Raw genomic sequence first — 23,770 nt, 5'->3', positions numbered from 1 at the left:
CAGCGTGCTCATGAGCCAATCCCTGCATCTGCTGTTTTCCTTGGGGGAAGAACGCTATGCCTTGCCCACCGCCGAGGTGGCGATGGTATTGCCGCTTTCCCCCTGCAAATCGCTGCCCGGCGCACCCGCATGGGTAGCCGGGCTGCTGCCGCATGGCAGCGGCCACGTGCCGGTGATCGACCTGTCCATGCTGGCGCTCGGTCATCCCGCTCCGGCGCGCGTGAGTACGCGCCTGGTGCTGGTGCATTACCGCCACGCGCAGGCGCTGCCGGTGCTGCTGGGCCTGATCCTGCCGCAAGCTACCGATACGCTGCGCCTTGATCCGGCCCACTTCACGCCGGCCGCCGTTCGCAATGAGGGAGCCCCCTACCTCGGGCCTGTCATGCCGTATCAGGGCGGACTGCTGCAGCGGGTGGAAGTGGGCGACCTGCTCGACCCGGCTACGCGCGCCTTGCTCTACCCGGAGGTGCCGGCATGAAGAGCCTGCCGCTGATCGCCGACAAGCTCAAGGCCGTCATGGGCCTGGACATGGCCACCGTCGGCAGCAGCCTCATCGAACGGGTAGTGCGCGAGCGCATGGCGGCGCTGGGCATCGCGGACGATGGCCACTATCTGGCACGGCTGCAGGGGTCGGCCGCCGAGTTGCAGGCCCTGATCGAACTGGCCGTGGTACCGGAGACCTGGTTCTTCCGCGACCGTGAAGCCATTTTCGCCGTGGCGCGGCTTGCGCGGGAGCGGCTGCTTGCGCAGCCCGATGTGCCGGTGCGTATTCTGAGCCTGCCATGCTCCACTGGCGAAGAACCGTATTCGGTCGCCATGGCCCTGCTGGAGGCGGGCGTCATGCCGTCGCAGTTCGTCATCGACGCTTACGATATTCGTACCCGCTCGCTGGAGATCGCGGCGGCCGGTGTCTATGGCCGCAATTCCTTCCGGGGACAGGCCCTGGGTTTTCGGGATCGCCATTTCATGACGGTGGAGCAGGGCTGGCAACTGGAGGAAGCGATCCGGCGCCAGGTGCGCTTTGCGCCCGGCAATCTGCTGGCACCGGATTTGCTGCGGCAGGCTGCGCCTTACGATTTCATCTTCTGCCGCAACGTGCTGATCTACTTCGAGCGCGAGGTGCAGCGCCAGGTGGTGAGCCTTCTGGAAAGCCTCATGAAACCGGATGCCGTGATCTTCGTCGGTCCGGCCGAAGGCGGCCTGCTGCTCAGTCCGCGTCTGGAGTCGGCCGGCATTGCACTGGCCTTCGGTTTCCGCAAGCGCGTGGCGGTGGAGAAACCGGCCTGGCGCGAGACGGTATTGGCAGCAGCGCAGCCGCTGTTGGCTGCGCCTGTTCCGGCACGCCGGGCGCGTCCGGCCGCGTCGGCGTTGGTCGCTGACTCAGGAATCAACGCCTTCGCTGCGCCCGTGCCAGCACCGCTGTCAGCTAGCAGCCAGCCCTTGCTGCAGCGTGCCCGCTCGCTGGCCGATGCAGGACAGTTCGCGCAAGCCGCTGCCTTGTGCGAACAAGCCATCGAAGAGCAGGGGCCGAGCGCCGACGCTTTCTATCTGCAGGGTCTGATTAACGATGCCGGCGGTGACGCCGGGCAGGCCCAGCGTTGCTACCGCAAGGTGCTGTATCTGGCACCGCAGCACCAGGCGGCTTTGCTGCAACTGGCCGCCCTGCTGCAGGCGCAAGGTGATAACGCCGGAGCCGAGCGCCTGCGCCAGCGCGCCAGCCGTGTGACGACGACCGAGGAGCCGCATCATGGCTGAGCCGACGCTGACCCCGCCGCACGCGCCCCTCGAGGATTGCTGGAACCGCATCGGCACCAAGGGCGACGGCAGCTGCCCCGAACTGGCGCATCACATCCGCTGCCTGAACTGCCCGACTTTCGCGCGTGCCGCCTTGCAGCAGCTCGATCGGGTGGAGGCATCCCGCGAGGTGGCGCAGCAGTGGGCGCGCGCCGGTGCGTCCGAGGAAGATCAGGAAGATCGCACCGTGCTGGCGTCGGCCCTGGTGGTGCGCATTGCCGGTGAGTGGCTGGCGATTGCCACGTCCGTGGTGCAGGAAGTCGCCGGGAACCGGCCCCTGCACAGCTTGCCGCACCAGCGCAACACCGCCATTGCGGGCGTTGTGAACATTCGCGGCAGCCTGCGCATCTGCGTCTCGCTGGCCCGGGTGTTCCAGCTGCCCGATGACACGCCGGCCCCGCATCTGCTGGTGGCGGCGCACGAAGGGCAGATCCTGGTGTTTCCGGTGGAAGAGGTGGCCGGAGTCCATCGCTATGCAGCCGACAGCCTGGCCCCGGTGCCGACCACGCTGGCCCAGGCGGCCATCCAGTACACGCGCGGCATGGTGGAGTGGCGCGGCCGTCCCATCGGCCTGCTCGACCACGAATTGCTGTTCTACGTACTCAACCGGAGCATGACATGAGTACGCCCGATCTGAGCCAGATGTCCATGCTGGACCTGTTCCGCTTCGAGGCGGAAAGCCAGATTGCCCAGCTCAATACCAGTCTGCTGGCGCTGGAGCAGCAACCGACGGCGGCCGAGCATCTGGAAGCCTGCATGCGTGCCGGCCATTCGCTCAAGGGCGCAGCCCGCATCGTCGGCCTGGAAACCGCCGTCAAGGTAGCCCACGTGCTGGAGGACTGCTTCGTCCTGGCGCAGCAGGGCAAGCTGCGGCTGGAGAAAAAACATATCGATGTGCTGCTGCGCGGGGCCGATCTGCTGGGACGGATCGCCTCGCCACCGGACGGCGACGAAACCTGGGTCGACCACGCCGGCAGCGCCGAGGTACAGGCTTTCCTGCAAGCCTTGCCGGCCGTAATGAGTGGTGCGGATGCCGATCCCTGGCCTGCGCCCTCCGCCGCACTGCAGGAGGCCTTCGCGGCCGAGGCGGCTCCGCAGCCACCAGCGCCGGCACCGTCGGCCGTAGTGACGGAGCCGCCACAATCCGGAGCAAGCGCGCCCATCGTCAACCAGACTGCTGCCGCGCGCGCCGTGCGCGTCAGTGCGGACAGCCTGGACCGGCTCCTGAGCCTGACCGGCGAATCGCTGGTGGAATCGCGCCGCCTGAAACCCTTCTCGGCCAGCATGCTGCGCATGAAGCGCGTACAGCGCGAGGCCGTGCAGGCACTGGACCTGCTGCAACAGAAGCTGGCCGCCAGCCAGCTCGACGAATTCGCCCAGACTACGCTGGCCGAATTGCGCGCGCTGATGCAAACCAACCAGCAACTGCTGGGTGAACAATTGATTGCGCTGGATGCCTTCGACCGGCGTTCGGTCAATCTCTCGCAACAACTGTATGACGAGGCGCTGGCCTGCCGCATGCGGCCCTTTGCCGATGGCACCGCCGGCTTTGCGCGCATGGTGCGCGACGTCGGCAATGCGCTGGGCAAATCGGTGCGGCTGGACATCAGCGGCACCGCCACCCAGATCGACCGCGATATTCTTGAAAAGCTGGAAGCACCGCTCGGCCATCTGCTGCGCAACGCGGTGGACCACGGCATTGAGGACGGCAGCACGCGCCGTGCGGCCGGCAAGCCGGAGCAGGGTGTGGTGCGGCTGGAGGCAAGGCACAGTGCGGGCATGCTGTTGATCGAGGTGGCCGATGATGGTGCCGGCATCGACCTGGACGCATTGCGCCGCACGGTGGTGGCGCGCGGCCTGGCGACCCAGGACATTGCCGAGCGCCTGTCGGACGCCGAATTGCTGGACTTTCTGCTCTTGCCCAGCTTCAGCCTGCGCGAGACCGTCACCGAGATTTCCGGACGCGGGGTCGGTCTTGATGTGGTGGCGGACATGCTCAAGCAGGTCCGCGGCACGATCCGCATCACCACGCGGCCGGGGCAGGGCAGCCGCTTCCTGCTGCAGTTGCCGCTGACGCTGTCGGTGATTCGCAGCCTGCTGGTGGAGATCGCCGGTGAACCTTATGCGTTTCCGCTGGCCTACGTAAATCGGACCTTGCGTTTGCCGGCCGAGGCCCTGCAGACCCTCGAAGGCTACCAGCACTTCAGCCACGGTGGCCGTCAGGTCGGCCTGGTCAGTGCGCACCAGGTGCTGCAACGTGGCCAGTGGCGCGTCCGGGACGGCAGTGTCTGCGTGGTGGTGATCGGCGAGGAGGAACACAGCTACGGCATCGCGGTCGATGCCTTCCTGGGCGAGCGCATGCTGGTGGTGCAACCGCTGGATGCACGCCTGGGCAAGATTCCCGACATCCTGGCCGGTGCGCTGATGGAAGATGGCGCGCCCTTGCTGATCCTGGACGTGGCCGACTTGCTGCGCACGGTGGAAAAGCTCACCGCCTCGGGACGGCTGCAGACGGTCGACGCGGATCCTGCCGGTGCGGCGGCCGTGGCGGTGCGCAAGAAAGTGCTGGTGGTGGACGATTCACTCACCGTGCGCGAACTGGAACGCAAGCTGCTGACCAACCGGGGCTATCAGGTCACGGTGGCAGTGGATGGCATGGATGGCTGGAATGCCGTGCGTGCCGAGCATTTCGACCTGGTCATCACCGATATCGACATGCCGCGCATGGATGGCATCGAGCTGGTCACCCTGATACGCGCCGCGCCGCAATTGCAGGCGCTGCCGGTGATGATCGTGTCGTACAAGGACCGTGAAGAGGATCGGCAGCGTGGCCTGGCAGCCGGGGCCGATCATTATTTCACCAAGAGCAGTTTCCATGATGAAAGCCTGTTGCAGGCCGTCATGGATTTGATTGGAGAGGCGACAACGTGAAGATCGGCATTGTCAACGACACCCCCATGATGGTGGAAGTGCTGCGCCGGGTGATTGCCGAGAGTGGCCGCCACGAATTGATCTGGATCGCCCGCGATGGCGAGCAGGCGGTGCAGATGTGCGCCTGGCAGTTGCCCGATGTGGTGCTGATGGACCTGCTCATGCCCAAGATGGATGGCGTGGAAGCCACCCGCCGCATCATGCAGGACACCCCGTGCCCGATCCTGGTGGTGACCTCCGACATGGATACCGGTGCTGCCAAGATCTACGAAGCCATGGGCTATGGCGCGCTCGATGCCACCCAGACCCCGGCACTCATCGGCGCGGCCGGCAAGCGCGATGCGGCGGCGTTGATCGAGAAGATCGACCAGCTCGGCTTGCTCAGCCCGGACGACATGGCCGCCCCGGTGCGCCTGCCGCTGCGTCCGCTGGCCCCGAATCTCCAGGGCGACCTGGCTCCGCTGGTGGCCATCGGGGCGTCGGCCGGCGGACCGGCCGCGCTGTCGACCCTGCTCAAGCAGGTACCGCGTGAATTCCCCGGCAGCATCGTGATCGTGCAGCACATCGATGCTGCCTTCGCGCCCGGCATGGCGCAGTGGCTGCAGCAGCAGTCGGTGCTGCGCGTGCGCCTGGCGGTCGAAGGCGATCTGCCGCGCCGGGGTGAAGTCCTGCTGGCGGGCAGCAATCATCATCTCGTCTTCAAGGAGGGCAGCCGTCTCGCGTATGTCGAGGGCGCGCCTACGGATGTCTACCGGCCATCGGTGGACGCGTTCTTCCATAGCATCGTACGCCACTGGGATGGCAAGGCCACCGGCGTGCTGCTGACCGGCATGGGCCGCGATGGCGCAGCGGGCCTGAAGGCCCTGCGCGACAACGGCTATCACACCCTGGCGCAGGATCAGAAGAGCTGCGCCGTCTACGGCATGCCCAAGGCCGCCGTAGCGCTCAACGCCGCCGTCGATGTGCTGCCGGTCAGTGCCATGGCGGCACGGCTGCAGGCGCTGCTGGCCGGGGCGTGACGCAACTGAAATGAAGGAAAGCATGATGAGTTCGGTGCAAGCAACCGACCCCCCGGGTGGCGGCCCCGTATTGCCCGCCGACGACTACAAGATCATGGTGTTGCTGGTGGATGACCAGGCCATGGTCGGGGAGGCGATCCGCCGCGCCCTGGCCAGGGAAGAGAACATCGACTTTCACTTCTGCACCCGCGCCGATGAAGCCCTGGCCGTGGCCGAGAAGACCCGTCCCACGGTGATCCTGCAGGACCTGGTGATGCCGGGCGTGGATGGCATGACCCTGGTGCGCCAGTACCGTGCCAGCGCGGTGCTGGCCAACGTGCCGATCATCGTGCTGTCCTCGCGCGACGATGCCGAAATCAAGCGCGATGCCTTCGCCGGCGGTGCCAACGATTACATGGTCAAGTTGCCCGATGTGATCGAACTGGTGGCGCGGCTGCGCTATCACTCGCGCTCCTACATCAACCTGCTGCAGCGCGATGCGGCCTACCGCGCGCTGCGCGAGAGCCAGCAGCAGCTGCAGAAGAGCAATTTCGAGCTGCAGCGCCTGACCAATACCGATGGCCTGACCGGCATCGCCAACCGCCGCTATTTCGACGACTACCTGGGCGCTGAATGGCGCCGCGCCCGGCGTGACGGACTGCACCTGTCACTGCTGCTGATCGACGTCGATTTCTTCAAGCTGTACAACGACAACTATGGTCACGTCGCCGGCGATGCGGTGCTGCGCCGGGTCGCGCAAACGCTCGATGAAAGCATCCAGCGTCCGGCCGACCTGTCAGCCCGTTTCGGCGGCGAGGAATTCGCCATGATCCTGCCGCGCACCCCGCTGGAAGGAGCGCAGGCCCTGGGCCAGAAGCTGTGCCAGCTGATCGAGGCGAACCAGGTCCCGCATGAGCGCTCCAAGGTGAGCGCCTGGCTGACCGTAAGCATCGGTGCGGCTACCATGGTACCGGCACCGGAGCAGGACATCCGCGAACTGATCGAGATGGCCGACCGCCGTCTCTACCTGGCCAAGCAGCAGGGCCGCAACCGGGTGGTCTGGCAGGATGGCTGAACGGACAAGACAAAAAAGGCAGCGTGCGTCACCTGCGCGCCGGCCACACGATAACGACAAGGGAAGGAAACCAGCATGCGCACCATCGCCAGCCTGGAAGAACTGAAATCGCTGGCAGGCCAGGAAGTGGCCACCAGCGAATGGATTGCCGTCACCCAAGAACAGGTGGACCGCTTTGCGGAGGCCACCGGCGACCATCAATGGATCCACGTCGACCCTGAACGCGCGGCCCGCGAGCTGCCCTACGGTGGCACGGTGGCGCACGGATTCCTGACACTGGCGCTGCTGCCGCGCCTGCTGTCGGAATCCATCAGCCTGGGGCCGGATGTACGCATGCTGCTCAATTACGGCTTGAATCGCGTACGCTTCCCGGCACCCCTGCCGGTGGGTCGAAAAGTGCGCGGCATCATCGGCCTGGAATCCACCGAGGACATCCCCGGTGGCGTGCAGCTGGCCTGGCGCATTACCGTGGAATGTGAAGGGTCCGACAAGCCCGTTTGCGTGGCGGAATTCCTGGTGCGCCGTTACTAGGCGAATCGCTCCACCTGACTGCGCGCAGTCCTGCGCGCATCCTCGCAGAAGCTCATGCAGAGTGTGGCCTGATGGCATCGTCCTTGCCTGCCAGCACGGTTATTCGTGCGGGGCTGGATGAGAAACTGTCACGTATTGTCATAAGGTGCTAATGTCCATCCATACGGCGGCGCATCCGGTGTCGCCGCTGCGTCCTTGCCGATCCTGTTTCTCATGATGTCAGAACGCCCGCCCGTACAGGTTGACGCCGATGCCGAGTTCTACCGGAAGGCGCTCGCCTTCAACAACCTGACGCTGTCCTACATTGCCCGGGGTGCGCCGCTGGAGCAATTGCTGGACCGCATCGCCAGCGGTTTTTCGGGCAGCTATCCGCAACGTGCGCTGGCCATCTTCCTGTTCGATCCCCCGGCCCGCCGCCTGCGCGTAGGTGCCGCGCCGCGCGTGGCGCCGGCTTTCCTGGCCGAGCTGACGGCGCTGGCGGTGGACGATCCCGACACCCCGCAGTTCTGGCATGCCCTGACGGCTCTGGCGGCACGCCACGAACGCTCCCTGCTGGAAATGCTGCCGCTGCGTTCCTTCGCCGGCGAGGTGGCCGGCATCCTGACCATCTGCGCCGCCAACGATGCGCCGGGCGACGCCTCCCATTTGGAGCAGGCGTACCGCGACACCGTGGGCGCGGCCGTGTCGATGGCCATGCTGGCGATCGAGCGCTCCCTGGTGCCGGTCCATGCGCGGGTCAAGAGCGATCCGCCCGGCGAGGCCGACGAGCGCATGGCGCTGGCCATCGAGGGTAGCGGTACCGGCATCTGGGACCGCAATGCCGTCACCGGCGAGATGTATTATTCGCGCGGCTGGAAAGCCATCCTGGGCTACGAGGACTGGGAGCTTTCCAGCCATCTGCAGGATGCCTACCAGCGCATTCACCCGGATGACCTGCCTTATGTGCAGGAGACCATTCGCCAGCATTTCGCCTCACGCTCCGATACTTACCAGGTCGAGCACCGCATCCGCTGCCGCGATGGCAGCTACAAGTGGATCAGCAGCCGCGGCAAGGTGGTGGCGCGCGATGCCGAGGGCAATGCGCTGCGCATGATCGGCACCACCACCGACATCACCGAGGTGCGGCGACTGACCGAGAAGCTGGCCAAGAGCAGCCGCATGCTCGATTACCTGACCAGTGAAATTCCCGGCATGGTGTTCCAGTTCCGCGTGCCCCCGGGCGAGCGGGGTTACTTTACCTACGTCAGCGAAGGCGCGCGCGAAACCTACGGGCTCACCCCCCAGCAGTTGCTGGAAACACCCGTCATCATCGATACCGTCATTCATCCTGAAGACATGCCGCTCTATGAAGCGGCGCGTCAGGCGGTGCTGGCCGGTGCTTCGCACTGGATGCTGGAGTTCCGCGTGATCACCCCCGGCAACGGTGTGCGCTGGCTGCGCGGCCAGGCACGGCCGCGCCGGCTGGAGGATGGCACGACGCTGTGGCATGGCTTCATCAGCGACATCAGCGAAAGCAAGGCCTTCGAACTGGAACTGCAGGAATTCGCCCTGACCGATTACCTCACCCAGCTGCCCAACCGCCGTTTCTTCATGCAACGCCTGCAGGAAGAGTACAACCGCCTCCAGCGCGGCGTGCTCGACACGGCCGCGGTACTGATGTGCGACCTGGATCATTTCAAGCGCATCAACGACAGCCTCGGTCACGCCGTCGGCGACCAGGTCCTGAAGCATTTTGCGCAAGTGCTCAGGAGCCAGCTGCGCAAGACCGACACCGCCGGACGGCTGGGGGGAGAGGAGTTCGCGGTGATCCTGGCCGGCGCCAATCTGCACGCCGCGGCCGAATTCGCCATGCGCCTGCAGGCCAGCTTTGCCAGCCAGCCGATGCTGCATGAGGGCAGGGAAGTGGAGGTGACGCTGTCGATCGGCATCGCCCTCATGCAGGGCGATTGCGCCGGCCAGGAGCAGGTGCTGCGTGCCAGCGACGATGCCCTTTATCGCGCCAAGGAAAAAGGGCGCAACCGTTTCGAGTTTGCGCCCTTTGCCTGTCCCTGATGCGGTTGCCGCAGGCGGGCCGGATAGCCGCCCGCGGCAATGTCCGATCAGCGTTTCTGGTACTGGCTTTTTCCGAACAGCAATTCCTTGGCCTTGTCATCGTGCAGCGGCTTGCGCTTGTCGGCCAGCACGGTCACGCCGCGCTGCACTGCCGGACGTGCGCTGATGGCATCGAACCAGCGCTTGACGTTGGGGAAGTCCGCCAGATCGATGCCCTGGTTCTTGTGCGAACGGGTCCACGGGAAGCAGGCGATATCGGCGATGGTGTAGTTCTCGCCGGCCAGGTAGGCGTGCTGGCCTAGCTGCTTGTCCATCACCTGGTACAGGCGGCGCGCTTCGTTGCTGTAGCGGTTCACGGCGTATTCGATCTGCTCCGGGGCATACAGGCGGAAGTGGTGCGCCTGGCCCAGCATCGGCCCCAGGCCACCCATCTGGAACATCACCCATTGCAGCACTTCATACTTCTCACGCACGGTCTCGCCGAGGAAGCGTCCGGTTTTACCAGCCAGGTAGATCAGGATGGCACCGGACTCGAACAGCGAGATCGGCGCACCGTCCGGACCATCGGGATCGACGATGGCGGGGATCTTGTTGTTGGGCGAGATCTTCAGGAATTCGGGCGTGAACTGGTCACCGGCACCGATATCGATGGCATGCGCGGTGTAGGGCAGTCCGCATTCTTCCAGCATGATGTGAACCTTGTGGCCGTTGGGCGTGGCCCAGCTGTAGACGTCGATCATGGCGTTCCTTTTTTGCGTGTCGTGTTGAGGGGGGAAGTCACGTTACGGAAAATATATAAACGATTTGCGCACCAGCCGTGTTACAGCTTGGCCAGCCGGTCCAGCGCCAGTTGCAGCGTCTCATCCTTCTTGGCGAAGCAGAAGCGCACGATGCCCGATTCCCTGGGCGTGTTGTAGAAGGCCGAGACCGGAATGGCGGCCACGCCGATTTCACTGGTGAGCCACTTGCAGAATTCGGCCTCGGACTGGTCCGAGATGGCGTCGTACTTCACGCACTGGAAATAAGTGCCTTGCGAGGGCAGCAGCTCGAAACGGGTGTTGGCCAGTCCCGCGCGGAAAAGGTCACGCTTCCTCTGGTAAAACGCCGGCAAATCCAGGTACGGTGCCGGGTTCTTCATATACTCGGCCAAGCCATACTGCACCGGCGTGTTGACGGTAAAGACGTTGAACTGGTGCACCTTGCGGAATTCGGCAGTCAGCGCAGCGGGGGCCGCCACATAGCCGACCTTCCAGCCGGTGACGTGATAGGTCTTGCCGAAGCTGGAATTGATGAAGCTGCGCTCGGCCAGCTCCGGATGGCGCGCCAGCGATTCATGCGGCTGGCCATCGAAGACCATGTGCTCATAGACTTCGTCGGAGAGAATCAGAATATCGGTGCCGCGCACGATGTCGGCCAGCGCGGCCACGTCGGATGCGCGCATGACGCTGCCGGTCGGGTTGTGCGGGGTGTTGACCATGATCATGCGGGTCTTGGGCGTGACCGCTGCGCGGACCTTGTCCCAGGGGATGCTGTAACCCGCCGCGCCCACTTCCATCTGCACGAACACCGGCACGCCACCGGCCAGCTCGATGGCCGGCACGTAGCAGTCATAGACCGGCTCGATCACGATCACTTCGTCACCCGGATGCACCGCGCACAGTACCGAAGTCAGGATGCCCTGGGTGGCACCGGCCGTGACGGTGATCTCGGAGACCGGATCATAGCGATGGCCGTAGAGCCGTTCCACCTTGTCGGCAATGGCTTCGCGCAGCGGCAGCACGCCGGCCATCGGCGGGTACTGGTTCAGGCCGTCCTGCATGGCGCGGGTGACCGCATCCACCAGGGCCGGGTCGCAATGGAAATCGGGGAAGCCCTGTCCCAGGTTGACCGCGCCTTTTTCGCTGGCCAATGCAGACATGACGGTGAAGATGGTAGTGCCCACCTTGGGCAGCTTGGTGACGATGTTGGGGGTGCTCATTGCAGCGGGCTCGTTCTTGTGATGATCGCAAGCCCGCTATTCTAGCCTCATTCGCGGCGACCTTCAGGTGGCCGCATCAAGGAAGGCGTCGGCACGCCAGAGCTGGGGCGGTACGATGGCAAACAGGCCGCGCTTGACGGTGCGCTTGCCGAGCTTCAGGACGGCCTTGTCCTTGCTCACCAGCACGTGGGCCTGGCATTGCAGCGCCAGTTCGAGGAATTTCTGGTCGTCGCGATCGGTGCAGATGGGCAGGCCGAAGGTGTTGACCTGGGCCAGCGGCAGACACCGCAGCAGGCGGTCGAATTCAGCGCAGATCGCGGGTTTGGTCTCGGCAGTGACCGGCAGATGCGGATAATCCAGCACGGCCAGCCACTCGCTGCGGCAATCCTCGCGGGTGTAGGCCTCCACGGTCCCTTGTTCCAGCGCGGACTGCAGCGCCGCCCAGCGCGGATCGCGGAAGACGAACAGGTCGAGGCAGACATTGGTGTCCAACACCACCCGCTGACGTCCGGCGGGGACGTCAGCGGGTGTGCCGGAGGGAAAGGACGGTGCAGGGGAGAGAGAGGGTGTTGCCTGGATGCTCATTGAATTGAAAACTAGTTGTCGATGCCACGTTGTCCGGGTAGCGGCGCTTCCTGCTTGCCGAAGAGCTCGCCACCGACTTCGAGCGCATCATACCCCTGATCGGTGACGCGCCAGAAATTGTGCATGTCGACCGCCGCCAGGCCGCGGTCATAGAGCAGGCGCAGATGATGCAGGATCACCTCCGGGGCCACCTGGCCGGGCAGGGCACTCTGGATCTTTTCCACGTCGCCGTAGAGGGTGCCGAAGGATGCCAGTTGCTTCAGGATTTCGCCCATGAGGGCTTTGTCGCGTTTCATGATGTCCTCCTTGCCGATGGCCGGCGGGATCAGGCGGGCAGCCTGTGCAATTCGTCTTGCTCGTTCACCATGGACAGCGAAATGCCGGCAAAGTGCCGACAGACTGCCCCTGCAAGAGCACCAGTTGACTGCAACAGTGCGCTCCTGACAGCTTGCATGCTGCCAGTCTTGTTGATTAACGGCAAGTCCGCTGCCCAACTTGAACAGGCCTCCATCTCCGGGCCGGCTCAGAATTGTTCCCAGTCTCCCTCCTCCGCAGACGGTGTCTTGGCCGACTTGCCTGCCTTGGGGGCAGGGGCGGCCAGCAGTGCCGGTGCCGGTGCCGCTGCGGCTTTGCGGACGGCTGGCTTGGGTTGCGGCCGCGGCTGCGGTTTGGGCGACTGTGCAGCAGACCGCGCAGCCACCGGGGCCGCCTGCGCAGCGGCATGGGCGCGCTCCAGCTTGAATACGCTCACCAGTTCCGACAGCCTGCCCGCCTGGTCCTGCAGCGAGCCGGCCGCTGCGGCGGCCTGTTCCACCAGCGCGGCGTTCTGCTGGGTCACCTCATCCATCTGGGTGATGGCCAGGTTGACCTGCTCGATGCCATTGCTTTGCTCGGAACTGGCGGCGGTGATCTCGCTGACGATGTCGGTGACGCGGCGCACGCTGGCGACCACTTCGGTCATGGTGCTGCCGGCTTGCTCCACCAGGCGGCTGCCGGTATCGACCTTGGCCACGGAATCATCGATGAGGGTCTTGATCTCCTTGGCGGCCGCCGCCGAGCGCTGCGCCAGCGAGCGCACTTCGGAAGCCACGACCGCGAATCCGCGGCCCTGCTCGCCCGCGCGGGCCGCTTCCACGGCGGCGTTCAGCGCGAGGATGTTGGTCTGGAAGGCAATGCCGTCGATGACGCTGATGATGTCCACGATCTTGCGCGACGAGGCATTGATCGCTCCCATGGTATCGACTACCTGCGACACCACGCTGCCGCCCTGGGTCGCCACATCGGAAGCCGAATGCGCCAGCTGGTTGGCCTGGCGGGCATTATCGGCATTCTGCTTGACGGTGGAGGTGATCTCTTCCATGGCCGAGGCGGTTTCCTCCAGAGAGCTGGCCTGCTGCTCGGTGCGGCTGGAGAGGTCGAGGTTGCCGCTGGCGATTTCGCGGGAAGCGGTATTGATGGTGTCTGTTCCTTCACGAACCTGCGTCACGATACGCAGCAGGCTGTCGTTCATGGCCTTCAGCGAGCCCATCAGGCGGCCGGTTTCGTCACGTCCGGCCGGCTGGATATGTACCGTCAGGTCGCCTTCGGCCACCCGCTCGGCCACGTGCATGGCTTCCTGCAAGGGGCGCGAGACGATCCGGGCCACCCAGGTCGCCAACAGCAGGCCCAAGCCGATGCAGGCGGCCAGCAGTACGCCGATCAGCAGGCGGGAATTTTCATAGCGGACCTGCGCCTCTTGGTCGGTCTTCTCGCTGGCGTCGATATTGATGGCCACGGCTTTGTCCATGTTGTCGAACAAGCGCAGGTAGACCGGCGTGATCTGTTTCATCAGCAGCTCGCGCGCCTGATCGATCTGTTGCCCGCGGACCAGTTTGGCCAGCTCCTGATGCTGTTTGGTGAAGACCGACAGGTCGCTCTTGATGGCCGAGAAATAGGTACGTTCGTCGGGCATGTTGACCAGCGGCTCGTACTTGTCGAGCGCCTTGTTGAGCCCGGCCAGCATGTCGCCGATGACCTTTTCATTGGCTTCCACGTTGGCCTCGTTGCCGGGCAGCAGGTGCTGCAGTTGCACGGTGCGAATGCGGGCCAGTGCCACCTTGGCTTCCAGCGGATAGCGCACGCTGGGCAGGGAATTGGTCGCAATCTCGGTGGACGCATCGTTGACGCGCGAGAGTTGCACGATGGAAAACACCCCCAGCACGCCAGTCAGCAGCAGGATGGTGGCGAAGGTCAGGAGCAGCTTGCGGGCGATGCGCAGATCGTAGAACCAGTTCATGGCGTTTCCTTGGCGTGGGATCAGATGGGATGCGGCGCGGCAATGCAGGCGGGGGCTCGGGCGCTGGATGGCGGGCAGAAGCGGATTGCCATTTACGTCCAATGCTTCAGTGTAGGAGCCGGGTGCCAGGGATCAAAGCCCCAACAGCCGGGCTTTTGTTGTCCAAATTTTCATATCGGCTCCAAACCACGCTACCGCACGCAAGCGCCGCGCTTTGGGTATCATGGCGGCCACCTTGTCCCAACCTGATCATTGGATGAACGCCTCATGCTGATTGTTTTGTCTCCCGCCAAATCGCTGGACTACGACACGCCGCCCACCACCGACCTCCACACCACACCGGCCTTCGTGCCGCGTTCGGCGGAACTGATCGAGGTCCTCAAGACCAAGTCGCCGGCCGAGATCGGCAGCCTCATGGGTATCTCCGACCAGCTGTCGGTGCTGAACGTGAACCGCTATGCCAGCTGGTCGCGCAAGTTCACCACCAAGAACGCCAAACAGGCGGTGCTGGCCTTCAACGGCGATGTCTACGAGGGGCTGGATGCGGGCTCGCTCAAGGCCAAGCAGCTCGACTACCTGCAGAACCACGTGCGCATCCTGTCGGGCCTGTACGGCATGCTGCGTCCGCTGGACCTGATGCAGCCGTATCGCCTGGAAATGGGTACCAAGCTGGCCAATCCAGGCGGCAAGGACCTCTATGCCTTCTGGGGCAACGAAATCACTGAAGCGCTCAATGATGAACTGGCGGCACAGAAGACACCGGTGCTGGTGAACCTGGCTTCGGAGGAATATTTCAAGGTGGTCAAGCCCAAGCTGCTCAAGGCGCAGGTGATCTCGCCCGTGTTCGAGGACTGGAAGGGCGGCAAGTACAAGATCATTTCCTTCTACGCCAAGCGGGCGCGCGGCCTGATGGCGCGCTATGCCGCCGAGAAGAACATCAGCCAGCCGGAAAAGCTGAAGGCCTTTGACGTCGAAGGCTATGCCTTCGCGCCGGAAGCCTCCAGCGAGAGCAGCTGGGTGTTCCGCCGCAAGCTGGAAGGCTGAGCGCGCTGTGGCAGAAAGCAGGCAAGCTGCCTGCCCTGGCCAATAAAAAACCCTCGCCATCTGCATGGCGAGGGTTTTTTATTGGAGCTTGTCGGTGAGGATGTCCGGATTACCAGACCTTCCACCACGGCTTGGCCTTCTGCTTGGGACCGCCGTTGTACCAGGGGCTGTTGGGGTAGGTGGCCTGGATGATGCGTTCGGTATCTTCCTTCAGCTTGGTCTGGCCCAGGGCTTCGTAGGAGCGCATCAGGATGAACAGCGCCTCTTCATTGGCCGGGGAGTCCGGATACTGCTTGATGGCCGCTTGCGCGCGGTTGGCGGCCGACACGTAGGCACCACGGCGGAAGTAGTAGTTGGCCACGTGGACGTCGTACTGGGACATGGCATTGACCAGGTATTTCATGCGGGCAATGGCGTCCGGGGTGTACTTGCTTTCCGGGAAACGTTCGGCCAGCAGCTTGAACGAATCGAAGGCGTCACGCATGGCCTTGGGATCGCGCTCGGTGTTGTCCTGGTCGGTGAAGGTGTCGAAGATGCTGGTGCGATCATTGAAGTTGATCAGGCCACGCAGGTAATACATGTAGTCGACATTGGGGTGGTTCGGGTGCAGCTTGATGAAGCGGTCCACCGCAGCCAGGCCTTGTGCCTGCTCGTTCTGGCGGTAGTAGGCGTAGGCGATGTCCATCTGCGCCTGCTGCGCGTAGGTGCCGAACGGGTAGCGCGATTCCAGCTTCTCGAAATACTTGATGGCCTTGTCGTAGCCGCCGGCATTCAGTTCATCCTTGGCTTCCGAGTATAATTTCGAGGCAGACCAGCCGACCGTCTCGTCTTTTTGTTCCGGCAAGAGGCCGCAGGCGGTGAGCGAGAGGGCAAAACCGATGATGAAGAACTTCAATAAGATTTTGTGCATGACTCTTGTGTGCTTGTCTGGGACTATCAGTTGTGCATGGCGCTGAGCGCCTACCCGAGCCGGCTGCATCGATACCCGAAATACAATCAACCCGATCCGGCGATTATAGCTGATGTCACGTAAGAAACCCCTTCCGATTACAAATGGCGATGAGCCTGTAAAGACCGACCTCCCGCTGGAGGACGATTTCGATGACGGCGAGCAAGCCGGCGACGAAAGCGTCTCCGGCCTGGAGCCCCTGAGTTTCCGCCTGGATGACGAGGTCATCGGCCAGCGGCTGGACAAGGTTCTGTCCGGCCTCATGCCCGAATTCTCGCGCAGCCGCATCCAGCAATGGATCGAAGACGGCCACGTCACCGTCGACGGCGCGCCCGCCAAGGGCAAGATGACCATGCTGGGCGACGAGCTGGTGGAGGTGGCACCGCAATCGGTGCCGGCCGACCAGCCCTATGCCCCTGAAGCCATGGCGCTGGACATCCTGCACGAGGACAAGTCCATCATCATCCTCAACAAGCCTGCTGGCCTGGTGGTGCATCCGGCGGCCGGCAACTGGAGCGGCACGCTGTTGAACGGCCTGCTGCATCATTGCCCGGGCCTGGCCAACGTGCCGCGCGCCGGCATCGTGCACCGGCTGGACAAGGAAACCAGCGGCCTGATGGTGGTGGCCAAGACCCTGGCCGCGCAGACCGACCTGGTGCGCCAGTTGCAGGCACGCAGCATGAAGCGCCAGTATCTGGCCCTGGTGTGGGGGCTGCCGCAGCTGTCCGGCACCATCAACGCGCCGATGGCACGCCATCCGCGCGACCGCATCAAGATGGCCGTGTCGCAAAGCATGCGCGCCAAGCCGGCGGTGACCCATTACCGGCGCCTGGCCACCGGCGAGATCGACCGCAAGCCGGTCAGCCTGGTGCATTGCCGCCTGGAAACCGGCCGTACCCACCAGATCCGCGTGCACCTGCAGTCGCTGGGTTTCGCGCTGGTGGGCGATGCGCTCTATGGCAAGCAGCACCTGGCCTCGGTCTTCCCGCGCCAGGCCCTGCTGGCCGGACGCCTGGGCCTGGTGCATCCGACCTCGGGCAAGTTCCGCCAGTGGGCCGCGCCTTTGCCGGCGGATATCGAAGCCCTGCTCAAGAGCGCCAACATCGATCCGGCCCTGGCGGTGATCCCCGAGATGAGCGAGGAAGCCGATCCGGTCCTGAGCGACTATGACGAAGACGATGACGACTATTGAGCGAGCCCGTCCATGGAATTGCTGATCCCCGACTGGGCTGCGCCTGCCAACATCGGTGCCCTGACCACGCTGCGTGCAGGCGGCTTCAGTCCCGCGCCGTATGGCGACGGCCAGGGCGGTGGCGGCCTGAACCTGGGCACGCATGTTGACGATGACCCGGCGCTGGTAGCGCGCAATCGTGCGCTGCTGCGCCGTTTGTTGCCGTCCGAACCGGCCTGGCTGACGCAGGTGCATGGCGTCGCCGTACTGGACGCCGCCGCATTGCCCGATCAGCCCACGGCAGATGCCTGCATCAGCAGCACGCCCGGCGCGGTGTGCGTGATGATGACGGCCGATTGCCTGCCAGTGCTGTTCTGCGATCGCGCCGGCACGGTGGTGGGTGCGGCCCATGCGGGTTGGCGCGGACTGGCCGGCGGCGTGCTCGAAGCCACCGTGGCCGCCATGCGCGCGCGTGGAGCGCAGGACATCATCGCCTGGCTGGGGCCGGCCATCGGGCCGGAACAGTTCGAGGTCGGTGCCGAAGTGCGCGAGGCCTTCATTACGCAGCAGGCAGCAGCGCAACATGCCTTCCGCGCTTATCCGGGCCGTCCCGGCAAGTACTTGGCCGACATCTATCAGTTGGCCCGCCAGCGGCTGGCCAGCATGGATGTGCATGATGTCAGCGGTGGCGGTCTGTGTACCGTGAGCGATCCGCGTTTCTATTCCTATCGGCGTGACAAGACGACCGGGCGCATGGGCTCGCTGGTCTGGCTCAAGTGACGATGGCGGCGCTGCGGAGCCGCCATTTTTCTTGATGCCTCACGGGTGGCGCTGCAAGGCATGGATCAGTTCGCGCGTAGGTCCCGGCAAGCCCTCCAATCCGCGTACGCAGATGAGCAGCTGGCGGCGGCTCCAGCCGTCGGTGAGCGGGATGGCGCGAATGTCCATGTGCGCCGCGCAGTCCTGAGCCGCCGTCGCCGGAATTACGGCCACGCCGACCTGATGCTCCACCATGCGGCAGATGCCGTCGAAGCTGCGCAGCCGCACGCGGTATTGCAAACGCCGCCCGGCACGCGTGGCATGGCCGGAGAGATGCTGCTGCAGGGCGCTGTCGCCCGACAGCCCGACGAAATCCTCTCCCAGCAATTCGCTGAAGGCCAGTGACTTGCGGCGCGCCAGCGCATGTTTCTTCGATAGCACCGCCACCAGATGATCCTGGCGGAAGGGATAGGTCTGCAGCGGCCCGCTATCGGTGGAGTCGGCGATGATGCCGACATCGGCCACCCCATCCACCACGGCCTGCACCACTTCATAGCTCAGTTTTTCTTCCAGTTCAATATCGGTGTGCGGATGGCGCGCGAGGAAGCGCGCCAGTACTTCCGGCAGGAACTCGGTCATGGCCGAGGTATTGCACAGCAGGCGGATATGGCCTTTCAGGCCTTGCGCATACTGGCCCAGTTCATCGCGCAGCTGTTCCATCTGCTGCGCCATCATGCGCGCGTGGTGGGCCAGCGCGCGGCCGGCATCGGTGGTCTGGACGCCGCGCCGGCCGCGCTCCAGCAAGGCGGTGCCCAGAGCATCTTCCATGTTGCGGATGCGCGCGCTGGCCGAGGCCAGCGCCATGTGGGCGCGTTCGGCCCCACCAGTGATGCTGCCGCTTTCCACGATGTGCAGGAAAAGACGCAGGTCGGAGAGTTCGAAGCGATGGCTCATCGGCGTACGGGGTCCGGAAAGGAGTGGTCGCGAGATATTGTGCCTTCGGCCAGGCCGAAGGCTGGCTAAGTGTATTCCACATTTCCAGCGCGAGCGAGGACTGGCAGACTGGGAATCCCTGATCTTCCGCTGCCTGCCATTCCCGGCCATTTTCCTGTCATGCCCAGCCTGCTTTCCCTCGTCGACATGAATGCCACCATGCTTGCCATGAGCCTGGCGGTATTCCTGCTGGCCGGTTTCGTCAAGGGCGTGATCGGTCTGGGCTTGCCGACGGTGGCGGTCGGATTGCTGAGCCTGGTGATGCCGCCGGTACAGGCGGCGGCCTTGCTGATCCTGCCGTCGATGGTCACCAATGGCTGGCAGCTGGCCACCGGGGGCGCGTTCCTGATGCTGGCAAAACGCCTGTGGACGCTGCTCGCCGGCGTAGTGACCGGCACGCTGGCCGGTGCCGGCTTCATGCGCGGCGATGGTGGGCGGCATGCCATCGTGGTGCTGGGCGTAGCACTGATGCTTTACGCGCTGGCCGGTCTGGCGGCGTGGACGCCCACGGTGCTGCCGCAGCGGGAACGCTGGTGGTCGCCCGTGATCGGTCTGGCCACCGGCTTGGTTACGGCAGCCACCGGCGTGTTCGTGATTCCGGTCGTGCCCTATTTGCAGGCGCTGGGTTTGCCGCGTGACCAGTTGATTCAGGCGCTGGGCTTGTCCTTTACGGTCTCCACGCTGGCCCTGGCCGTCAACCTGGGGCAGGGCGGAGCCTTCAGCGCAGGCGTAGGCTGGGCGTCATTGATCGTGCTGGTGCCAGCCTTGTTGGGCATGGCCATCGGTACCCGCGTGCGGGCCTGGGTGCGTCCCGCCACCTTCCGTCGCTGCTTCTTCATCGGCTTGCTGCTGCTGGGAGTGCACCTGGCCTGGCATCTGGTCGATCTGACGGGAGCAGCGCGATGAGTCTCGGCCCCCTCCATCCCTGCGGCTGGCAGATCGAAGGCCCCAAGCAACGCCAGGCCAACGAGGTCCATGTCTATGCGTGGCTCGATGGCAGCATGATCGCCATGCTTGATTGTGAGTTACGTGACAGCGGCGGGCTGAAGTTACGGATGGCCTATGTCTCGCCCCCCTGGCGCGGATCGGCCGTCTTGCGCGACATGCTTGCCGTACTGAAACCCCGCTATCGCCAGATTGCCCTGCGGCGGGTGGCGCGGCACTGAGGGGATGGTGGAGGTTTTGCTGAGTTTTGCTGAACGCTCCCCCGGCATGATGCAGTGCGCAAACCGGCGCGCTGCGCGGGCTGCGGACTCACGATGATGGTGCGCGATGATCCCGTTTTCTAAGTTTTTGGAAGAGCCCCTGGATGCGCCCCGGGTCATGCAGCTGGATCGCGCGGAGCCTCGTCCTTGATGACAGGCTCGCGTTTAACGGAACTGTCATCTTTGATTTCTTCCTTGCGCTCGGCTGTCAATTTCTTCATCTTTTGACGATTCCGCTTGCGTTGCGGCGTACCCATCAGGTATAAAACGATGGTCAGGGGAATTATCCCGTACAGCAGGAAAGTGGCGACGCCAGCGACCGCCGACTGTTCGGTGATCGACATCATGAAGACGACGTAGAGCCATGCGATAGCGACGATGACCATGGTGAAATGCGCGTCGAGACAAACCGTAACGATACGCGAAAATTGCAGATCCGAGCATGAACAAGCAGAATCCGCAGCAACCTTCTCCCGATGTATCCGCGTGGCTGGCACAGATGTCCGATCCGAAGTTCTGGACCTCGCTGCAGTCCCAATTCCAATCCCAGTTCGAGCAATTCAAGTCGCATTTGCCGCCCATGCCCGCGATGGCGGGGATGCCGCAGATGTCGGGCTTCCCCGGCGGCACCATGCCGCCCGGTGCGGGACAGATCGATCCAACGGTTCTGCTCAAGCAGCTCGGCGAGCACGGCGCGACGCTCGATCCCGCCGATCTGGTCCGCCTGCAGCAAGACTACACCCGCGAATTCGGCGAGCTGTGGCAATCCGTGCTGGCTGCGAAGACGCCCGCCATCACTGATCGCCGTCTTTCCGCGCCGGCCTGGCAGGAACATCCTTACTTCGCGTTCCAGGCGGCTGCCTATCAATTGAATTCGCGCTTCCTGCTGGCGCTCGCCGATGCGGTCAAGGGCACCGAGAAGGTGCGCCACAAACTGCGTTTTGCGGTGCAGCAGATGATCGATGCGATGTCGCCTGCGAACTTCCTCGCCACCAACCCGGTGGCCCAGCAGAAGATCCTGGAAACGCGCGGCGAGAGCCTGACGCAAGGCATCGCCCAGTTGCTGGCCGACCTGCAGAAGGGCCATATCTCGCAGACCGATGAGACCGCGTTCGAAGTGGGTCGCGACGTCGGGGCCAGCGCCGGTTCGGTGATCTTCGAGAACGAACTGTTCCAGCTGATCCAGTACGCCCCGCTGACCAAGACCGTGCACGCGGTACCGCTGCTGATCGTCCCGCCCTGCATCAACAAGTTCTACATCCTCGACCTGCAGCCGCAGAATTCGCTGGTGCGCTATACGGTAGAGCAGGGGCACACGGTGTTCCTGATTTCCTGGCGCAATGCCGATGCCGCCGTCGAGACCGCCACCTGGGATAACTACGTGGATGACGCCGTGGTGCGCGCCATCCACATCGTCCAGGAAATCAGCAAACAGCCGCAGATCAATGCCCTCGGCTTCTGCGTCGGCGGCACCATCCTGTCCTGCGCGCTGGCGCTGCTGGCTGCGCGTGGTGAAGATCCGATCGCCAGCCTGACATTGCTGACGACCTTCCTCGATTTCTCCGATACCGGTGCCATCGATGTCTACATCGACGACATGCAGCTGGCCCTGCGCGAGCAGATGATTGGCAAGCGCGGCCTGATGGCCGGGCGCGATTTCGCCAGCGCCTTCTCCAGCCTGCGTCCCAACGACCTGCTGTGGAACTACGTCGAATCGAATTACCTGAAGGGTGAGAAGCCCAGCGCCTTCGACCTGCTGTACTGGAATGCCGACAGCACCAACCTGCCGGGTCCGATGTTCTGCTACTACCTGCGGCACATGTACCTGGAAAATGCGCTCAAGGAGCCGGGCCGCCTGACGGTGGGCGGCGAGAAGATCGACCTGCGCAAGATCAGCGCGCCGGCCTTCATCTACGCCTCGCGCGATGACCACATCGTGCCCTGGAAATCGGCCTACGCCTCGCTGGACCTGATCAATGCCGGCAAGCGCAGCAACAACCGCTTCGTGCTGGGCGCCTCGGGCCACATTGCCGGGGTCATCAATCCGGCTTCCAAGAACAAGCGCAATTACTGGGTCAACGACAAGGCCAAGGCCGGCAGCGATGCCGATGCCTGGATGGCTGGCGCGACCGAGCATCCCGGCAGCTGGTGGGGCGAGTGGGCGACGTTCCTGGCCAAGCAGGGCGGGCGCAAGGTGGCCGCACCCAAGGCGCCGGGGTCGACGCGCTACAAGGCCATCGAACCGGCGCCGGGCCGCTATGTGAAGGCCAAGGCTGACCAGCTGGTGGGCTGACGTGAATCTGCCAGCCGGCCAGGAAAGACCACAGAAGCCGGCGGCATTGATGAAAAGAGGGCGGGGACCCTGACGGGCCCGCCGACAGAGAGAGACGGCCGGCAGCGCATCCGCGGCGTTGCCGGGCCTGACAAGACAAAGGAGCGTTCTTCGCAGGAAGGACTTCCACCAATGCGGCGCACAGCAGACGCGAAAGAGGGGGGCAGGGCTTACCCCAATAAATCACCATCCCTATAGGAGGCAACATAATGAGCAAGCGTATCGCATATGTGACCGGCGGCATGGGCGGCATCGGAACCGCCATCTGCACCCGTCTGTGCAAGGACGGCTACACCGTGGTGGCCGGCTGCGGCCCCAATTCCACCCGCAAGGACACCTGGCTGGCGACCATGCGCGCCCACGGCTATGACATCCACGCATCCGAAGGCAACGTCTCGGACTGGGAGTCCACCAAGGCCGCGTTCGAGAAGGTGCGCGCCGAGATCGGCGAAGTGGACGTGCTCGTCAACAACGCCGGCATCACCCGCGACGGCCAGTTCCGCAAGATGAGCAAGGGTGACTGGGACGCCGTCATCGACACCAACCTGAACTCGCTGTTCAACGTGACCAAGCAGGTCATCGAGGGCATGTGCGAGCGTGGTTTCGGCCGCATCATCAACATCTCCTCGGTCAACGGCCAGAAGGGGCAGTTCGGCCAGACCAACTACTCCACCGCCAAGGCCGGCATCCACGGCTTCACCATGGCGCTGGCGCAGGAAGTGGCGACCAAGGGCGTGACTGTGAACACCGTCTCGCCGGGCTACATCGGTACCGACATGGTGCGCGCCATCCGTCCGGAAGTGCTGGAGAAGATCGTCTCCGGCATCCCCGTCAAGCGCCTGGGCGAGCCGGAGGAAATCGCCTCCATCGTCGCCTGGATCGCTTCGGTTGAAGGCGGTTACGCCACCGGTTCGGACTTCTCGCTCAACGGCGGCCTGTACATGGGCTGATGCCGTCCTCGACGGCCACGCGCGCGGCAGTGCCGCAAGCGTGGCCGTTTTTACGTGTGCCGCAGGCTGGGATTTTGTCAGTCTGGCACGTCAGGGCTCCCCTTTTGCCGCTCTTCACCCCTATAATGGCTTGCGTTGCTGCCCTGCA

At 64.2% G+C, this 23,770-nt stretch carries 23 protein-coding genes; 15 read left to right on the top strand and 8 right to left on the bottom strand.

The annotated features are described in order from the left end of the window. Positions 1-10: 10 nt before the first annotated feature. The 8 genes from MKD49_RS00825 (at position 11) to MKD49_RS00790 (ending at position 9,381) form a co-directional block, all read left to right on the top strand. A complete protein-coding gene (locus tag MKD49_RS00825) occupies positions 11-478 on the top strand; it encodes a chemotaxis protein CheW (protein WP_039785106.1) in 468 nt (155 codons plus the stop codon). Then, the gene (locus tag MKD49_RS00820; protein ID WP_252695174.1) at positions 475-1,755 is read left to right on the top strand and encodes a protein-glutamate O-methyltransferase CheR; all 1,281 of its coding nucleotides are present in this window, start codon (positions 475-477) and stop codon (positions 1,753-1,755) included. Before MKD49_RS00825 ends, MKD49_RS00820 begins: the two co-directional genes overlap by 4 nt. After that, on the top strand, positions 1,748-2,416 hold the full coding sequence (locus MKD49_RS00815; RefSeq protein WP_252695173.1) for a chemotaxis protein CheW: 669 nt from the start codon (positions 1,748-1,750) through the stop codon (positions 2,414-2,416). The genes MKD49_RS00820 and MKD49_RS00815 overlap by 8 nt, the downstream gene beginning before the upstream one ends. After that, positions 2,413-4,725 carry a hybrid sensor histidine kinase/response regulator gene (locus MKD49_RS00810; protein ID WP_252695172.1) on the top strand — a complete coding sequence of 771 codons (2,313 nt, stop codon included), beginning with the start codon at positions 2,413-2,415 and terminating at the stop codon, positions 4,723-4,725. The genes MKD49_RS00815 and MKD49_RS00810 overlap by 4 nt, the downstream gene beginning before the upstream one ends. Beyond that, positions 4,722-5,744 (top strand): chemotaxis response regulator protein-glutamate methylesterase, encoded by a 1,023-nt coding sequence (locus MKD49_RS00805; RefSeq protein ID WP_034331531.1) that lies wholly within the window; start codon positions 4,722-4,724, stop codon positions 5,742-5,744. The genes MKD49_RS00810 and MKD49_RS00805 overlap by 4 nt, the downstream gene beginning before the upstream one ends. A gap of 25 nt (positions 5,745-5,769) precedes the next feature. Further along, on the top strand, positions 5,770-6,798 hold the full coding sequence (locus MKD49_RS00800; RefSeq protein WP_305882113.1) for a diguanylate cyclase: 1,029 nt from the start codon (positions 5,770-5,772) through the stop codon (positions 6,796-6,798). A 75-nt stretch (positions 6,799-6,873) separates the two neighbouring features. Then, positions 6,874-7,329, top strand: coding sequence for a MaoC family dehydratase (locus tag MKD49_RS00795; protein ID WP_252695171.1), 456 nt, complete (start codon positions 6,874-6,876; stop codon positions 7,327-7,329). Between the two features lie 213 nt (positions 7,330-7,542). Beyond that, positions 7,543-9,381 (top strand): sensor domain-containing diguanylate cyclase, encoded by a 1,839-nt coding sequence (locus tag MKD49_RS00790; protein WP_199725072.1) that lies wholly within the window; start codon positions 7,543-7,545, stop codon positions 9,379-9,381. Between the two features lie 47 nt (positions 9,382-9,428). Here the strand turns inward: MKD49_RS00790 and MKD49_RS00785 are convergent, their stop codons facing one another. From MKD49_RS00785 to MKD49_RS00765, 5 genes are all read right to left on the bottom strand, one after another. Beyond that, on the bottom strand, positions 9,429-10,121 hold the full coding sequence (locus MKD49_RS00785; protein WP_252695170.1) for a glutathione binding-like protein: 693 nt from the start codon (positions 10,119-10,121) through the stop codon (positions 9,429-9,431). 80 nt (positions 10,122-10,201) lie between these two features. Beyond that, positions 10,202-11,359, bottom strand: coding sequence for a pyridoxal phosphate-dependent aminotransferase (locus MKD49_RS00780; protein ID WP_252695169.1), 1,158 nt, complete (start codon positions 11,357-11,359; stop codon positions 10,202-10,204). A 63-nt stretch (positions 11,360-11,422) separates the two neighbouring features. Further along, positions 11,423-11,944 (bottom strand): putative toxin-antitoxin system toxin component, PIN family, encoded by a 522-nt coding sequence (locus MKD49_RS00775; RefSeq protein WP_252695168.1) that lies wholly within the window; start codon positions 11,942-11,944, stop codon positions 11,423-11,425. An 11-nt stretch (positions 11,945-11,955) separates the two neighbouring features. Further along, complete coding sequence (locus MKD49_RS00770; RefSeq protein ID WP_039785276.1) at positions 11,956-12,240, bottom strand: hypothetical protein; 285 nt, start codon at positions 12,238-12,240, stop codon at positions 11,956-11,958. Positions 12,241-12,467: 227 nt separating this feature from the next. Next, positions 12,468-14,219 (bottom strand): methyl-accepting chemotaxis protein, encoded by a 1,752-nt coding sequence (locus tag MKD49_RS00765; RefSeq protein WP_252695167.1) that lies wholly within the window; start codon positions 14,217-14,219, stop codon positions 12,468-12,470. A gap of 267 nt (positions 14,220-14,486) precedes the next feature. Between MKD49_RS00765 and yaaA the strand changes: the two genes are divergently transcribed. After that, positions 14,487-15,263, top strand: coding sequence for a peroxide stress protein YaaA (yaaA, locus tag MKD49_RS00760; protein WP_121041951.1), 777 nt, complete (start codon positions 14,487-14,489; stop codon positions 15,261-15,263). Positions 15,264-15,372: 109 nt separating this feature from the next. Here the strand turns inward: yaaA and MKD49_RS00755 are convergent, their stop codons facing one another. Beyond that, positions 15,373-16,173: an outer membrane protein assembly factor BamD gene (locus MKD49_RS00755; protein ID WP_134222791.1), complete on the bottom strand. Its 801-nt coding sequence runs from the start codon at positions 16,171-16,173 to the stop codon at positions 15,373-15,375. Between the two features lie 112 nt (positions 16,174-16,285). Between MKD49_RS00755 and MKD49_RS00750 the strand changes: the two genes are divergently transcribed. Together MKD49_RS00750 and pgeF are read left to right on the top strand one after the other, a co-directional pair. Then, positions 16,286-17,404 carry an RluA family pseudouridine synthase gene (locus MKD49_RS00750; RefSeq protein WP_252695166.1) on the top strand — a complete coding sequence of 373 codons (1,119 nt, stop codon included), beginning with the start codon at positions 16,286-16,288 and terminating at the stop codon, positions 17,402-17,404. A gap of 12 nt (positions 17,405-17,416) precedes the next feature. Then, positions 17,417-18,163 (top strand): peptidoglycan editing factor PgeF, encoded by a 747-nt coding sequence (pgeF, locus tag MKD49_RS00745; RefSeq protein WP_252695165.1) that lies wholly within the window; start codon positions 17,417-17,419, stop codon positions 18,161-18,163. A 39-nt stretch (positions 18,164-18,202) separates the two neighbouring features. Here pgeF and MKD49_RS00740 read toward each other — a convergent pair whose 3' ends face one another. Beyond that, the gene (locus MKD49_RS00740) at positions 18,203-19,096 is read right to left on the bottom strand and encodes a LysR substrate-binding domain-containing protein (protein ID WP_121041943.1); all 894 of its coding nucleotides are present in this window, start codon (positions 19,094-19,096) and stop codon (positions 18,203-18,205) included. A gap of 159 nt (positions 19,097-19,255) precedes the next feature. On the opposite strand from MKD49_RS00740, the gene MKD49_RS00735 reads away from it, so the two are divergent. Together MKD49_RS00735 and MKD49_RS00730 are read left to right on the top strand one after the other, a co-directional pair. Continuing rightward, the gene (locus tag MKD49_RS00735) at positions 19,256-20,041 is read left to right on the top strand and encodes a sulfite exporter TauE/SafE family protein (protein WP_252695164.1); all 786 of its coding nucleotides are present in this window, start codon (positions 19,256-19,258) and stop codon (positions 20,039-20,041) included. Next, complete coding sequence (locus MKD49_RS00730) at positions 20,038-20,301, top strand: hypothetical protein (protein WP_039785286.1); 264 nt, start codon at positions 20,038-20,040, stop codon at positions 20,299-20,301. Before MKD49_RS00735 ends, MKD49_RS00730 begins: the two co-directional genes overlap by 4 nt. A 155-nt stretch (positions 20,302-20,456) precedes the next feature. Here the strand turns inward: MKD49_RS00730 and MKD49_RS00725 are convergent, their stop codons facing one another. Continuing rightward, positions 20,457-20,726 carry a hypothetical protein gene (locus tag MKD49_RS00725; RefSeq protein ID WP_252695163.1) on the bottom strand — a complete coding sequence of 90 codons (270 nt, stop codon included), beginning with the start codon at positions 20,724-20,726 and terminating at the stop codon, positions 20,457-20,459. A 56-nt stretch (positions 20,727-20,782) separates the two neighbouring features. Here MKD49_RS00725 and phaC point away from each other — a divergent pair, with 56 nt between their 5' ends. Both phaC and MKD49_RS00715 read left to right on the top strand, forming a co-directional pair. Beyond that, complete coding sequence (gene phaC, locus MKD49_RS00720; RefSeq protein WP_252695162.1) at positions 20,783-22,633, top strand: class I poly(R)-hydroxyalkanoic acid synthase; 1,851 nt, start codon at positions 20,783-20,785, stop codon at positions 22,631-22,633. 248 nt (positions 22,634-22,881) lie between these two features. Continuing rightward, entirely contained in the window at positions 22,882-23,622 is a 741-nt protein-coding gene (locus MKD49_RS00715; protein WP_252695161.1) for a 3-ketoacyl-ACP reductase, read from the top strand. Positions 23,623-23,770: the final 148 nt, after the last annotated feature.

This window comes from Herbaspirillum sp. WGmk3 (genome assembly GCF_023952535.1).
Taxonomy (GTDB): Bacteria; Pseudomonadota; Gammaproteobacteria; order Burkholderiales; family Burkholderiaceae_D; genus Herbaspirillum; species Herbaspirillum huttiense.
Note: the sequence above shows the minus strand (reverse complement) of the source record. Positions and strands in the feature narration are given on the sequence as shown.